Genomic DNA, 15,000 nt, shown 5'->3' with positions numbered 1-15,000 from the left:
AAAAGTATTTAGCAAAAGAACTCGATACAAATAAAAACAAAAAGGAATACAAAGTTTGCCCTATTTTCTTAATGTGACTATATCAAAAAAGTTAGCTATATATATTTAATGTGAAAGTAAAAGATTAAAGGTCTTCGTAATGTTTGGATGAAAAAAGAGTTATCTTTGTAATTAATTTGAGTACTTTAGGAAAGAAGTCTATTTCCTAAAGTACTCAAAGGATGATAGTCCAATAACAGGTGGGAGATGAAAATCGTTTTAGCACTGTAGTAGCACCTTAAAATGTAGATAGGGGAAAATAATGTAAAAAAACTATTGTATGTTCAAAATTCTTATGTTACATTTATATTACAGTAATGTTACAAACGGTAACTTATGTTACGGTTTGTTTTCTTTTGTCTTTCGTTATGTTACAAAATGAGGTTCGTATCAATCAACCGAGAATATGTAAAGTTAAAAAAATAGCAACCTAAAAATAGTTTTTCTATGTGTATAAGAGTGTGTGTAGTAAAGAGCCTGGTGAGAGATTTACGCACATTATTAAAACTCCTTTCTGTCTTAAAAGAAGAAGAAAACCAACTATTTAGGAGTTTTAAGTAATGATAGTAAATGAAATATAATTCCTTTCCCACACACAACGTAGTACATATTTACTTTCAGTCTAATTACTACACAGACTTTTATACATATGCTGTTATTATTTTAGGGATATATAGGAGGAGAGAAAATGAAAAAGTTATTAATGGTAATTGGACTTACGTTTTTAATGTTAGCTGGATGTAGTAATGGTAATTTTGAAAAAGCAATGGATGAAGGAAAGACCGCGTTAACGAATAAAGAATATAAAAATGCCTTATCATCATTTGAACAAGCGCTAGATGAGAAAAAAGATGATTCAGATGCAAAAGTTCTTGTAGAACAAACGAAAGCAATGATTGAAGCTGTGAAGTTAAAAGAAGAAACAAAGATAGAAGAATCAATCAAGTCATTTGAAAAAGTAGAGAACATGAAGAATGGAAATACTACGCTTATAAAACAAGCGAAGGAAGAACGGACAGCATTACTAGCCATCTTAGAACAAAAAAAGAAGTATAGCGAGCAACTGACGAAAAGTGAAGAGTTAATAAGTAAGAAAAATTATGCAGAAGCAAGAGAGATATTAAATAAGCTAGTTGCAGAAACAAAAGATAACAAGAAACTTGAAGAATATAATAAAAAAGCGGTAGGATTAGTTACTAAAATTAATGAAGAAGAAAAAAATGCAAAAAGTGAATCACCAACGAAGGCACAAAAAACCACTGCAGTAACGACTCAAAAGGTAGCAACAGAAAAGAATCAAAAAGCAGAGACAGAAAAAAATCAAAAGCTAGCGACTGAAAAGAATCAGAAGGTAGAGGCAGAAAAAAATCAAAAAACTGAGACAGAAAAGAATCAGAAGGTAGAGGCAGAAAAAAATCAAAAAACTGAGACAGAAAAAAAACAAAATGCATTTACTTTTGAGAAAGCTAAAGAATATATTAAAAATGAATATAAAGAAGACTATGATTACACGCTAGAGAATACGCAAGTGGAGAATGGAAAGAAATATTATCAAATTAGAGTGCGTACGACATATAAAATAGAAGGCGCAGCTGGACCAGGATTTACTGGAGTATTCAAAGTATTCGAAGATGGTACAATTATTGAACTGCACTAATTGATGGAAAAGGTATCCTCAAAGTATTTGAGGATACCCTTTTTAGCATAAAAAAAAGCATCTAGCAAAAGTACTAGATGCAAATAAAAACACAAGGGAAGACAAAGTTCTTCCCTTTTCCCGTATGTAATTATATCAAAAAATTTATAAAAAACTAGCTATATTTAAAATATAATTTTAAAAAAAGTTATATACATAAATAATTGCAATACGCGCAGTTTTATCTTTCTGAAAAATCTATTTCTTTATTTTTGAATATTAAGACTAATGTTGATAAATCTTCAGATAATTAGAAAAAATACCCGAAAGGATATATAATGTTGCTTAATAAATAATTTTAATGAATTACGTATATTTCATTTGGTGTATTAATTGAATATCATAATTTTTAATTTTATTAAGCAAGAATCTCGGTTACTTATTGCATTTCTAACATAGGGTGAGATAGAAAAATACAATAGTGTGGAGGTTTTTATAATGACGTTTGTTCTTAGTAAAATGAGTGGCTTTAGCATAGAAGAAAAGGTACATGAATTTGAATCTAAAGGATTCCTTGAGATTTCAAATGAAATCTTTTTACAAGAGGAAGAGAATCATCGTCTATTAACACAAGCACAGTTAGATTATTATAATTTGGAAGATGATGCATACGGTGAATGTCGTGCTAGATCTTATTCAAGGTATATAAAGTATGTTGATTCACCAGATTATATTTTAGATAATAGTAATGATTACTTCCAATCTAAAGAATATAACTATGACGATGGCGGGAAAGTTAGACAGTTCAATAGCATAAATGATAGCTTTTTATGTAATCCTTTAATTCAAAATATCGTGCGCTTCGATACTGAATTTGCATTTAAAACAAATATAATAGATACAAGTAAAGACTTAATTATAGGTTTACATCAAGTAAGATATAAAGCTACTAAAGAAAGACCATCTTTTAGTTCACCTATTTGGTTACATAAAGATGATGAACCAGTAGTGTTTTTACACCTTATGAATTTAAGTAATACAGCTATTGGTGGAGATAATTTAATAGCTAATTCTCCTCGGGAAATTAATCAGTTTATAAGTTTGAAGGAGCCTTTAGAAACTTTAGTATTTGGACAAAAGGTCTTCCATGCCGTAACGCCACTTGGAACAGAATGTAGTACGGAGGCTTTTCGTGATATTTTATTAGTAACATTTTCTTATAAGGAGACAAAATGAGAGAGAATAAAATAATTATGATTTCTGGAGCCAATAGCGGTATAGGTCATGCTTGTATAAAATACTTTTTAGAAAAATCATTTCATGTAATAGCGCTTGATATTAATAATAATAATTTAATAGATTATATGAAAACAGATATGCCTTTGAAAGTAGTGCAAATTGATTTAAGTAATAGCGAAGCGATTCATAATCTTTTTACTCAATTAGATTTAGAAAAGCTTTCTCCTGATATATTAATAAATGCAGCTGGTATTCGAGAGATAACACCTGTTTTACATTTATCCGATGATATGTTTAAAAAAGTAATTGATGTAAATTTAGTAGCCCCATTTATCCTTTCTAGGGAAGTAGCTAAGCGATGGTGTGAATCGAAAATAAAAGGTTGTATTGTGAATATAGCATCGGTTTCTGGATTAATGGCTGAACCAGAGCGAGCTGCTTATGTTGCATCAAAGCATGCTTTAATCGGATTGACTAAACAGATGGCTATGGAATTTGGAAAGCAAAATATAAGGGTGAATAGCATTTCTCCCGGTGTTATTAGAACTGAACTTACAGAAGAATACTTTAGTAATACAGCCTTGATGTCTATGATAAAAAGTAATCAATCTTTAGATACTTGGGGGTTGCCGCAGGATATTGTTTCATGTATTGAGTACTTGATTTCTGATCAGGCCCGCTTTATTACTGGTTCTAATTTTGTAATTGATGGTGGTTGGACTGCTGGGAAAAATTTATAATTGAGTGTTTTTGAGGAAAAGCACCTGTCCTTTTTTAGGCTGGTGTTTTTCTCACTATAAACCGAGTTTTTATTGGAGGGGGATTAATTTGCTTCAAAAAAGTTTTAAGCAAGAGAAAACGGTACCGGCTTTAAAGATGATAGCATCAATGGTTATCTTTGGATCAGTTGGATTTTTTTCAGTTCAAACAAACTTACCTTCGTTTGAATTAGTGTTTGTAAGGTGTATTTTTGCGACAATATTTTTAAGTGTATGCTGGTTGCTTACAGGGCAATATAAACAAGATAAATGGGAACGAAAAGAAGTTATTCAAGTTTTAATATGTGGCTTTTTCTTAGTATTTAATTGGGTTTTCTTATTTAAAGCCTTTGAAAATATGTCAGTTACAATTGCTATCTCGGTTTATCATCTTGCACCAGTAATTGTACTGTTAATTGGAAGTATCGTCTTTAAAGAAAAATTAACATTCATATCTATCATTTCAATAATTGTGTGTTTTGCAGGAGCTTTATTAATTGCTGGTATCGATGGAAGTTTCTCTGTCGGTTCATTAATGTCTTCAGGTATGATATGGGGATTTCTAGCAGCTCTCTTTTATGCATTTACAACTTTATTTGGTAAAGGGATTAACAAAATGAGTGCGTATGCAATGACATTTTTACAAACATTCTTGGGGATATTTCTTTTAATACCATTTATAGATTTAGATGCTTTTAGTGGCCTCACTCAAAGTAATTGGACATATATTATAGCTACTGGTTTTATTCACACAGGGATAGTATATTATCTGTTTTTTGATAGTTTACGCTATTTATCTACAAAAACAATCTCAATATTAGTTTTTTTGGATCCGGCAGTGGCAATATTATTAGATACTGTACTTACTGGATTCCGTCCAACTTTAATGCAAATAACAGGAATTCTTTTTATTTTTATTGGTATGACTTTAACGTTAAAAAAATCTAAAGATAAAAAACTGAGCCAAAAAGAAAAGCGAATTGAAAGCGATGCTAGTATATCTCAACAATAATGAAATATATTGTGTATAAAACGATAAACCTTACATGAATCATGTAAGGTTTATTTTAGTTCAATATAATTCATATTTATAATACATAATTTTCAACACTGAGGTGTGTGTTTCTTTAATATGCTTTTGATTCATATATTTTTATTTGACTATAAATTTACAAAAATGTATATGAAATCTTATTTTTTGATAATATATAAGTAATAAATTTATAGAATTGGAGTGATGAGATGCAGCCGTTAGAAAGGGAGATTCATTCTAATATGCTGAAAGTGTGGCGAATTCACGCTTTAATTGGGACGGCAGTTATACTAACAGTCGTAATTGCGTATTTCTTTTTTATGATTAACTTTAACTGGTGGGGCTGGTTGTTTGGACTATTAGTAACAGGAGCTATTACATTTATTCCACTTGATTATTTTGTGTTTCCAAATTTACGTCAGCGCTATTATAGTTACAGATTAAATGAAGAAGAGATTGAGATTCAAAAGGGAATGTTCGTTGTAAAACGCGTACTTATTCCGATGATCCGTGTGCAGCACGTAACGATTGAGCAAGGGCCGATCATGAGAAAGTATAATTTAGCAGAATTACACATTTCAACAGCCGCAACTTCTCATAGTATTCCAGGTTTAACGAAAGAAGAAGCAGAACAGCTAAAAAGACAAATTGGAGAACTTGCGAAAGTGAGTGATAAGGATGTATAAGAGGCAACATCCGATTACGATATTGTTAGGTATTAGAGTTGCGAGTTTGTTGCCACTTATTATTCTTGTTTTATTTAAACCTGATGAACAAGTGGAACCTTGGTATTTATTTTATCTTTTCCTTCTGGTTGTTTTATTCATCATGGCTATTTTTTCAGCAATTAAATGGTATTTTAAAGTGTACTGGATTGAGAATAATATTTTACATATAAAGCACGGTGTTTTTGTAAAGAAGGAAAGTTATTTAAATAAAGAACGTGTGCAAAATGTTAGTACGTCTTCTAATGTCATTTATCAGATGCTTGGGCTTATGAAGTTAAATATAGAAGTAGCGGGTGGTGGTAGTGAACCAGAAGTGATGTTGGCTGGTATTAAAGAAGACGAGGCAAAACATTTAATCTCTTTATTACATAAGAAAGAAACTACTGTAAAAGAAGAAATAGAAGAGGAAGAAAGCAAGACGGTTTATCAGTTAACAGCGAAAGAGGTTTTAGCAGCAGCGATTACATCTGGTCGGTTCGGACTAGTGTTTTCTGGACTGGTACTTCTTTACACAAAGTTTGATTTTGTTCTTCCTGAAGGATTCACAAGTAAAGTAGAAGCGTATGTGATGGGAAACGGTGTTTATAAACTAATTGTAATAGCATTAATTTTAATGGCAATTTCATGGATTATTTCCACGGCTGGATATGTGTTGAAATATGCAAACTTTAAAATTGAGCGAAAAGGGGAAGAAATTCGTATCGTTCAAGGGTTATTTGAAAAGAAAGAGTTTGTCTTAAAATTGCACCGAATTCAAGCGATTACTGTAAAAGAATGTATGCTTCGCCAGCCATTTGGTTATTGCGCTGTTGAAGTGGAAGCAATTCACAGTATTGGAGCAGCAAGTAATGAAGTGATGCTGCATCCTTTTATGAAGAAAAAAGATGTACAGCACCTGCTCACATATTTAGAGTTACCTTATGAAATTGAAGCGGAGATCGCTCACTTACCAAAAACAGCGTTGCGTCGTTATTTCATTATGGGCTGGTTAATAAGTATCATACTCACAGTTCTAATTGTTAGCGTAAGTATATATTTAAAACAATATATTGCGTTATTTTTTATTTTACCGTTATTTATCGTGTTTTCGTTACTTGCGTATGCTAGATATAAAAGTGGCGGTTATGAATTAAGAGAAAATCAACTAACGGTTGTATATCGTAATTTTTCGAAATATACAGGAATAATGCGAAGAAGACATGTTCAAGCAGTAGGTTATAATCAATCGTATTTTCAAAGAAAAGATGAATTATGTACAACTCTTGTAGCGGTTATGAAGTAAAGCATATGAGAAAAAAAGATTCACTTCGTATATACAATTGGTACAAAGAAAAAGGAAACACCGGTGTGTAATGGTGTTTCCTTTTTGTCATTAAATTGATATCTTTAGTCGAATCGTTGATATATTTCAAGATATGATAGATATATTCGGAAAATCGTTGATATATTTCAAGATATGATAGATATATTCGGAAAATCGTTGATATATTTCAAGATGTGATAGATATATTCGGAAAATCGTTAATATAATTTCACGTACTGCTAGTGTTGTATTAATTTTTAATTAAACTAACACATCAAAAGTAGTCACAAAAGAAGGGCGAGAGAAAATACTCTTTTGCTGTTCCGCATGTGGATGCGCTTGAGCCTGAGGTTTTCCTTCTACTTGCGTGGGACGTTTTTTATGAGCGTTTTCGAATGAACGTGATTCTGTCCAGTCTTTAAAGTTTTGCTCTGTTTCCCACATCGTTAAGATGACATATGTATCGTTACTTAATGGGCGTAGAACACGGATCGCTTGGAATCCTGGTTCGTTTTCGATAAGGCCTGCGCGGTTTTTAAAGCGGTTTTCAAATACAGGGCGACCTTCGTCTGTTACAGAAATGTTGTTACAAACGATATAGCCAGGTTGTCCTTTGAATTCGCCGACAGCATCTAGTACGTCATACTGAAGTGAACCTTCTACAGATTCTTCTGTATTTTCTTTATAAAACATATTTTTTTCATCATTTTTTGCAGTGAAATGTGCTTGTTCTAGAGGTGTTTCGTATGAAATAATAGCCTTCATTTTAATGCCCCCTTACTAGTTTGTTTCTATTATATCAACTCTCTTAAAAAACTTCGAAGATTATATACATAAAGATACTTCTTTTTCAAATAATAAATGTACCATCATTTGGAAAGAAGGACGATGTATGAAGAAAGTAAAGTGGACTTTATTAGGCGGCGTCGCAACGTTCGTAGTAGCGATTGTACTCTATAAACTTATCGTGTTAGCTGGTGGCTATATGATGGATGAAAAGCAGCTCGTTTTCCACTCTTCATCACGTATCGTTGACCAGAAAGGGAAAGAAATTACGAAATTATACGTAGAAAATAGAGACCTCGTACCGATCGAGCAAATTCCGAAGTATGTGCAGCAGGCGTTTGTTGCGGTGGAAGATTCTCGTTTTTATGAGCATCAAGGGATTGATTATCCGTCTATATTCCGTGCTCTTTATAAAGATACGTTAGCTAGAGAGAAGGTAGAGGGTGGTAGTACCATTACGCAGCAACTCGCTAAAAACGTCTTTTTAACTCGTGAAAAAACATTTACGCGCAAATTGAAGGAAGTCGCAATTTCTCTTCAATTAGAGCAAAAATATACGAAGCAACAAATTCTTGAAATGTATATGAATCATATTTATTTTGGTCATGGGGCTTACGGTATTCAAGCGGCAGCAAAGTTGTATTTTAATAAAAATGTTGAGGATTTAACAGTAGAGGAAGGGGCAATGCTTGCAGGCCTTCCGAAGTCACCAAACGGATATTCACCGTACTATTCTGCAGAGAAGAGTAAGGAACGCCGCGATCTAGTATTGTCACTTATGCATAAACAAGGCTATTTGACTGCAGAAGAAAGCGTTCGTTATCAAGGGAAGACAATTGCTCTATATAAAAATTTAGATGAGAATGAGCTTGCATATATGCCGTATATTGATATGGTCATAGATGAAGCCGCTCGTTTATACGGGTTGTCTCATCAAGAAGTACTTCGCGGAGGATATACGTTTGTCGTACCTATGGATGAAAAGATTCAAAAGGTAGCATATAACCAGTTTCAAGATGCAAGGAATTTTCCTGGGAAAGAAGAAGGGGCGCAAGGTGCTTTCTTATTAATGGATAATCGTACGGGAGGGATTAAAGCGGCGATTGGGGGAAGAAAGTACGTCCCGAGAGGATTTAATCGTGTTTTTGCCAAAAGGCAGCCCGGATCTGTTTTAAAACCACTTATCGTTTATGCACCAGCACTAGAAACGAAAAAGTATAATCCGTATTCTTTATTAACAAATGAAAGAAATTCTTTTGAAGGGTATGAACCTCGAAATTATAATCATGAGTATTCAAAAGAAATGACGATGTATGATGCGATTTTAGAGTCGGCAAACGTACCGGCAGTTTCTTTATTAAATGAGTTAGGGGTAGAAGAAGGAAAGCAATATTTAGAAAAAGGAAATGTCCATATTGCAGATGCTGGTTTAAGTACAGCGCTTGGGGGACTAAAAAATGGCGTTTCAACATTTGATCTTGTAAAAATGTATCGTTCATTTTTAGCAAATGGAAATATTATTGAGCCGCACGTTATTGATAAAGTATTAAATAGACACGGTGCAGTCATTGGGGAATCTCCAAAAGTAGAGACGAAAATCTTCTCGAAGCAGACAGCATGGTATATGACGAAAATGTTAGAAGGAGTTGTGAAGGAAGGGACAGCGAGAGCTGGTGTATATAACGGTGCGTTAGCTGGAAAAACGGGTACAACTTCATTGCCAAATGACGATAAGGGAGCAAGAGATATGTGGTTCGTCGGCTATACACCTAACTTAGTAGGCGCTGTTTGGATTGGTTATGACCGTACGGATAAGGAGCATCAGTTGCAAGGAGAAAGTGCATCTGCGACAAAATTGTTTAAGAAAATTTTAACGAAGGCTAATGTAGAACATAAAGAGAAGTTTATGAAGCCTGAAGGTGTGGAAACAATCGGTGCTCCGATTCGACTACGCAAAATTGAAGATGTAAAAATGAAACTATCATTTAGCCCTTTCGGTTTATTTAAAGCAAAATTAAGTTGGAAACCACTTCCAGATAACAGAATTATGTACCGAATCTATAGAGTGGAGAACGGAATTCATACACATGTTAGCACTGTAAATGGTGCTGGGGAATATGAGGAAAAGTTCGTTAACATATTTTCAAAACCGAGCTTTTACGTTGTACCATATAATACACAAACGAATCGTGAAGGAGAAAAGTCAAAAGTAGCTAAACCATAGTTTTTCTCTGTGTTATAATAAGAATGTTGTGAAAATAGTAAGCGTTTTTACGAATGTTTGTGTCAATTTAATGAACAACGTACATAATATTATGCATTTTGTTTTTACAAGCTGTATAGTAAAAAAAGATAAATATCGAACGTATTCGAAGCATTGGTAAGGAAGGGAGCAAGGGTCTTGGTAAGAACTATAAATGAGACATTTTTAAAAGCATGTAGGGGGGAACGTACCGATTATGTACCAGCATGGTATATGCGTCAAGCAGGTCGTTCACAGCCGGAATATAGAAAGATTAAAGAAAAGTATTCTTTATTTGAAATTACACATAATCCAGAGTTATGTGCTTACGTTACAAAATTGCCGGTTGATCAATATAACGTAGACGCAGCAATTCTTTATAAAGATATTATGTCACCACTACCTGCAATTGGTGTGGATGTAGAAATTAAATCAGGTATTGGCCCAGTTATTGATAATCCAATCCGTTCTTTACAAGACGTAGAAAAACTAGGGGAAATCAATCCAGAAGATGACGTACCGTACATACTAGATACAATTCGTTTATTAACGACAGAAATGTTAGACGTACCGTTAATCGGTTTTTCAGGAGCTCCATTTACATTAGCGAGCTATATGATTGAAGGCGGTCCATCTCGTAACTACCATAATACGAAAGCGTTCATGTATGCAGAGCCAAAAGCTTGGTTTGCTTTAATGGATAAACTAGCAGATATGGTTATTACATATTTAAAAGCGCAAATAAACGCAGGAGCAAAAGCAGTTCAAATTTTCGATTCTTGGGTTGGAACAGTAAATGTAGCAGATTATCGCGTATTTATTAAACCAGCAATGGAGCGTATTTTTGCAGAAGTTCGTAAGATGGGTGTACCGATGATTATGCACGGCGTAGGAGCTGCACACTTAGTGAATGAGTGGCACGACTTACCGCTTGATGTAGTCGGCTTAGACTGGCGCTTACCGATTGAAGAAGCACGTGCACGTGGCGTTCATAAGGCGGTACAAGGTAATATGGACCCTTCATTCTTACTTGCACCATGGTCTGTTATTGAAGAACATGTAAAAGGTATTTTAGATCAAGGGATGAAACAGCCGGGTTACATCTTTAACTTAGGTCACGGTGTATTCCCAGAAGTAAATCCGGATACATTAAAACGTTTAACTACATTTATTCATGAATACTCTAAAGGGCAGTTAGCGAAGTAAAGGAGAATTGCTGTATGAAAAAGAAAATTGGTTTGCTTGTAATGGCATACGGAACGCCATATAAAGAAGAAGATATTGAACGTTACTATACACATATTCGCAGAGGAAGAAAGCCAAGTCCTGAAATGCTGGAAGATTTAACAGAGCGTTACCGTGCAATTGGTGGTATTTCTCCTTTAGCTACTATTACATTAGAGCAAGCTAAGAAGTTAGAGAAGCGTTTAAATGAAGTACAAGATGAAGTAGAGTACCATATGTATCTTGGCTTAAAACATATTGAACCGTTTATTGAAGATGCGGTGAAAGATATGCATAACGACGGAATACAAGATGCAATCGCACTTGTTCTTGCACCTCACTATTCTACGTTTAGCGTGAAATCATACGTTGGACGAGCACAAGAAGAAGCTGAGAAACTTGGAAACTTAACAATTCACGGCATTGATAGCTGGTATAAAGAGCCAAAATTCATCCAGTACTGGGTTGATGCAGTGAAAGGCATATATAACGGTATGTCAGATGCAGAGCGTGAAAAAGCAGTATTAATCGTATCTGCACATAGCTTACCAGAGAAAATTATTGCAATGGGCGATCCATATCCAGATCAATTAAATGAAACAGCGGATTATATCGCGCGCGGAGCTGAAGTAGCAAACTATGCAGTAGGCTGGCAAAGTGCAGGAAACACACCAGATCCTTGGATTGGTCCAGATGTACAAGATTTAACGAGAGAACTAAATGAAAAGCACGGTTATACTTCATTCGTATATGCACCAGTTGGATTTGTTGCGGAACATCTAGAAGTTTTATATGACAACGACTTTGAGTGTAAAGTTGTAACGGATGAAATTGGTGCGAAATATTATCGTCCAGAAATGCCAAATGCATCGGACGCATTTATTGATTGTTTAACAGATGTTGTATTAAAGAAAAAAGAATCTGTACTGTAAGAAGAAAGGGGGAGCCTGCTTGAGGAAAAAAGTTGTGATCGTCGGCGGAGGTATTACTGGATTAACAGCAATGTATAACTTACAAAAAAATATTCATGAAAAAAACTTGCCGATTGATACATTACTTATAGAAGCATCGGGTAAACTTGGCGGAAAAATTCAAACCGTTCGAAAAGATGGGTTTACAATTGAGCGCGGACCGGATTCTTTCTTAGCACGAAAAGAAAGTGCAGCTAGATTAGTGAAAGAATTGGGTCTCGGCGATGAACTTGTAAATAATCAAGCTGGTCAATCATTTATCCTCGTAAACAATCGGTTACATAAAATGCCGACTGGATCAATGATGGGAATTCCAACGCAAATTACGCCGTTTCTATTTTCCGGGCTGTTCTCCCCAATTGGTAAACTAAGAGCTGGTTTTGATCTATTAATGCCGAGGTCAAAGCCAGTATCTGACCAATCACTCGGACAATTTTTCAGACATCGTCTTGGAAACGAAGTGGTTGAAAACTTAATAGAACCGTTACTATCGGGTATTTATGCAGGGGATATTGATCAAATGAGCTTAATGTCAACATTCCCGCAAATGTATCAGATTGAGCAGGAACATCGCAGTATTTCACTCGGTATGCGTACGCTCGCTCCGAAAGAAGAGAAAGCTGAACCGAAAAAGGGAATGTTCCAAACAGTGAAAACAGGTTTAGAATCTATCGTAAAATCTCTCGAAGCAAAGATGCATGAAGGTACGATAATAAAGGGAACTCGCATTGAAAAAGTTGCGAAACAGGGTGATGGTTATACGATTACTCTTAGTAACGGAAAAGAAATAGAAGCGGACGCCATCGTAATGGCAACTTCGCATAAAGTATTGCCGTCCATGTTTGCTCAGTACAAGCAGTTTCGTTTCTTCCGTAATATTCCATCCACATCCGTTGCGAATGTGGCACTTGCTTTCCAAAAGTCTGCAATCCAGCGCGATATTAATGGTACAGGATTTGTCGTATCACGAAATAGCGATTACACCATTACAGCATGTACGTGGACGCATAAAAAATGGCCACATACAACGCCAGAAGGAAAAACACTCCTTCGCTGTTACGTTGGACGTGCTGGTGATGAAGCGGTTGTAGAACAAACTGAAGAAGAACTCGTTCAGCTCGTACTAGAAGATTTAAGGAAGACGATGGATATTACAGAGGATCCAGAGTTTACAATCGTAAGTCGCTGGAAAGAAGCGATGCCTCAATATACAGTAGGCCATAACGAGCGAATGAAACAGCTCACAACATTTATGGAGAAAGAGTTGCCAGGTATATACTTGGCAGGTAGCTCCTATGCTGGCGCTGGACTTCCAGACTGTATGAATCAAGGTGAGGAAGCTGCAAAGCGTGTATTATCTCATTTGGAGAAAGTAATAGATGCTGAATTAATCGCACAATAAATTATAAGAAACGCCTTCAATCATATTGAAGGCGTTTCGTTTATTATATAAAATACTTATTCGCCAATAAACATATATAAGTTATTTGGCTTTATAACAGCATCTCCTGCATAAATAACCCACTCTGTTAAGTTATCAAAATCTAAATGATAACTATTTCCTTCACTCATATCTTCTATGAAATATGGTTCATTAATGAGTATTCCTTGAATGAAATCTTCCGTAATGTTTTGCATTTCAAACCACATATGTTCACTTTTTCCTTCTTCGTAGGAGACACCAAACTTAGCAAGGAAACGAAAATCTTCATTTGATTGTTCAATGTGAAAAATGTTGCTGAAATACCCAAAAGTATTTTTCGCATTGTAAGCCATACGATCGGTTTCACTATTTGTTTTATAGAACATGAGCCCTGTAGCTTCCTCGTGTTCTTTGAAAAAACTTTCAATATATTCTTCTGAAGTATTAAATTTGAATAAGAGAACGGATGGAGATTGATGGTATTCATCTCGGGCATCCATTCCGCCTAAGAATGTATTTTGTGCATCTATTGGTTGTAGTTTCACTTCTTCATCCTCGATTGAAGATAATTGGTCCATACTCGTTTTATGCCCTATATAAGATAATCCTTTTTCCCACGGAACAGCGACTGTATGTATAGAACCTTGCTGACTATGCGCGATAACGATAGGCTCATTCATAGGGACTTGTCCATTCTCAACGGCATTATTAGCAAATGTTTGAAAGAGATCGCTAATGCCGTAGTAGGAAGAAATGCGATTTGGAATAATTAACTCTATTTCAGTTACGCCTGCTCTTAAAAGACCATGTGTATGAAACCAATATTGCGTAGGCTCACCGTCTTTATCGTCTTCATAAACGGAATGAATAACGTATAAGTCAGGAATGTCAGGTAATAATTCATTTTCAACGTGATATTCAATATAGCTTCTAGATATCACTTTCATTGCTGCACTTGAATCGATTACAAATAACAAATCTGGGGCGAGATTCCATAAGAACTGTAACTGCTGGAAAAAGCAGTCCAGTACATCGCCTACAAATAGCGTACGAGTGAAAATTTCAGTGCCGAAAGCTGCATCTTCAAAATTACGATCTACGATTGTAGCATCTTGTCTATTGTACATTTTATATCCTTCTGGATCGTTCGGTTCATCAATATGCAGTTCATACGGTATGACTGTTTCACCCATATGTAATTCAACAATAAGGCTTGTCTCATCACTATAAACAATTTTTAAATCATCAACTTTAGTAGCGATCGTTTCTAGTCGCTGTTTTAACTGCTCAATTGTAATTCTAGTTGGTATAACGGCAATCATATCTGAAAAATGACGTTCTAATGTTCCATTCATAGCTGCGCGGTATGTTTCTGTTTGCACTTCCATCCAATCACTCCTATTCAAATGAATCCATTTTACATGCCAATTAAATGTCGATATTTTCTGTTTTCTCTCTCTAACATTATAGAGTGTATTTGTAGAAGGTGTAAAATTATTATTTTGTATTATAGTTTGAAAGCTTGTAAATTAAATAAATCTTTTGTAAAATTTGTCGAAATATAGTTCTATATAACGAATCATTTGTTATGATAGAAATGCTGAGAAAATATGAAATA

The 15,000-nt window shown here is 34.7% G+C and carries 11 protein-coding genes and 1 pseudogene; 10 read left to right on the top strand and 2 right to left on the bottom strand.

All coding sequences use genetic code 11. The annotated features are described in order from the left end of the window. Nucleotides 1–727: 727 nt before the first annotated feature. The 6 genes and pseudogenes from ACK1U5_RS13210 (at nucleotide 728) to ACK1U5_RS13185 (ending at nucleotide 6,786) form a co-directional block, all read left to right on the top strand. Nucleotides 728–1,696 (top strand): hypothetical protein, encoded by a 969-nt coding sequence (locus ACK1U5_RS13210; protein ID WP_044584211.1) that lies wholly within the window; start codon nucleotides 728–730, stop codon nucleotides 1,694–1,696. Nucleotides 1,697–2,173: 477 nt separating this feature from the next. Then, nucleotides 2,174–2,911: a 2OG-Fe dioxygenase family protein gene (locus ACK1U5_RS13205; protein WP_000144819.1), complete on the top strand. Its 738-nt coding sequence runs from the start codon at nucleotides 2,174–2,176 to the stop codon at nucleotides 2,909–2,911. Beyond that, complete coding sequence (locus ACK1U5_RS13200) at nucleotides 2,908–3,654, top strand: SDR family NAD(P)-dependent oxidoreductase (RefSeq protein WP_001208941.1); 747 nt, start codon at nucleotides 2,908–2,910, stop codon at nucleotides 3,652–3,654. The genes ACK1U5_RS13205 and ACK1U5_RS13200 overlap by 4 nt, the downstream gene beginning before the upstream one ends. Nucleotides 3,655–3,742: 88 nt before the next feature. Beyond that, complete coding sequence (locus ACK1U5_RS13195) at nucleotides 3,743–4,684, top strand: DMT family transporter (RefSeq protein ID WP_000939625.1); 942 nt, start codon at nucleotides 3,743–3,745, stop codon at nucleotides 4,682–4,684. Nucleotides 4,685–4,914: 230 nt separating this feature from the next. Beyond that, a complete protein-coding gene (locus tag ACK1U5_RS13190) occupies nucleotides 4,915–5,391 on the top strand; it encodes a PH domain-containing protein (RefSeq protein ID WP_001182725.1) in 477 nt (158 codons plus the stop codon). Continuing rightward, nucleotides 5,384–6,786: pseudogene (locus ACK1U5_RS13185) on the top strand (PH domain-containing protein). The gene ACK1U5_RS13190 and the pseudogene ACK1U5_RS13185 overlap by 8 nt, the downstream one beginning before the upstream one ends. A gap of 211 nt (nucleotides 6,787–6,997) precedes the next feature. On the opposite strand, the gene hmoB reads toward ACK1U5_RS13185, so the two are convergent. Beyond that, complete coding sequence (gene hmoB, locus ACK1U5_RS13180) at nucleotides 6,998–7,501, bottom strand: heme-degrading monooxygenase HmoB (protein ID WP_016109457.1); 504 nt, start codon at nucleotides 7,499–7,501, stop codon at nucleotides 6,998–7,000. A gap of 127 nt (nucleotides 7,502–7,628) precedes the next feature. On the opposite strand from hmoB, the gene ACK1U5_RS13175 reads away from it, so the two are divergent. The 4 genes from ACK1U5_RS13175 (at nucleotide 7,629) to hemY (ending at nucleotide 13,361) form a co-directional block, all read left to right on the top strand. Further along, a complete protein-coding gene (locus tag ACK1U5_RS13175) occupies nucleotides 7,629–9,746 on the top strand; it encodes a transglycosylase domain-containing protein (protein WP_048568197.1) in 2,118 nt (705 codons plus the stop codon). Between the two features lie 177 nt (nucleotides 9,747–9,923). After that, the gene (gene hemE, locus ACK1U5_RS13170; protein WP_000252605.1) at nucleotides 9,924–10,970 is read left to right on the top strand and encodes a uroporphyrinogen decarboxylase; all 1,047 of its coding nucleotides are present in this window, start codon (nucleotides 9,924–9,926) and stop codon (nucleotides 10,968–10,970) included. Nucleotides 10,971–10,984: 14 nt separating this feature from the next. After that, entirely contained in the window at nucleotides 10,985–11,920 is a 936-nt protein-coding gene (gene hemH / locus ACK1U5_RS13165; RefSeq protein ID WP_000726775.1) for a ferrochelatase, read from the top strand. Nucleotides 11,921–11,939: 19 nt separating this feature from the next. After that, nucleotides 11,940–13,361: a protoporphyrinogen oxidase gene (gene hemY, locus ACK1U5_RS13160; RefSeq protein ID WP_113710751.1), complete on the top strand. Its 1,422-nt coding sequence runs from the start codon at nucleotides 11,940–11,942 to the stop codon at nucleotides 13,359–13,361. 56 nt (nucleotides 13,362–13,417) lie between these two features. On the opposite strand, the gene ACK1U5_RS13155 is transcribed toward hemY, so the two are convergent. Continuing rightward, nucleotides 13,418–14,770 (bottom strand): DUF4026 domain-containing protein, encoded by a 1,353-nt coding sequence (locus ACK1U5_RS13155; RefSeq protein ID WP_000453718.1) that lies wholly within the window; start codon nucleotides 14,768–14,770, stop codon nucleotides 13,418–13,420. Nucleotides 14,771–15,000: the final 230 nt, after the last annotated feature.

The sequence above is a fragment of the Bacillus sp. XB1 genome (assembly GCF_053557995.1).
This window is presented reverse-complemented; position numbering and strand designations above follow the sequence as displayed.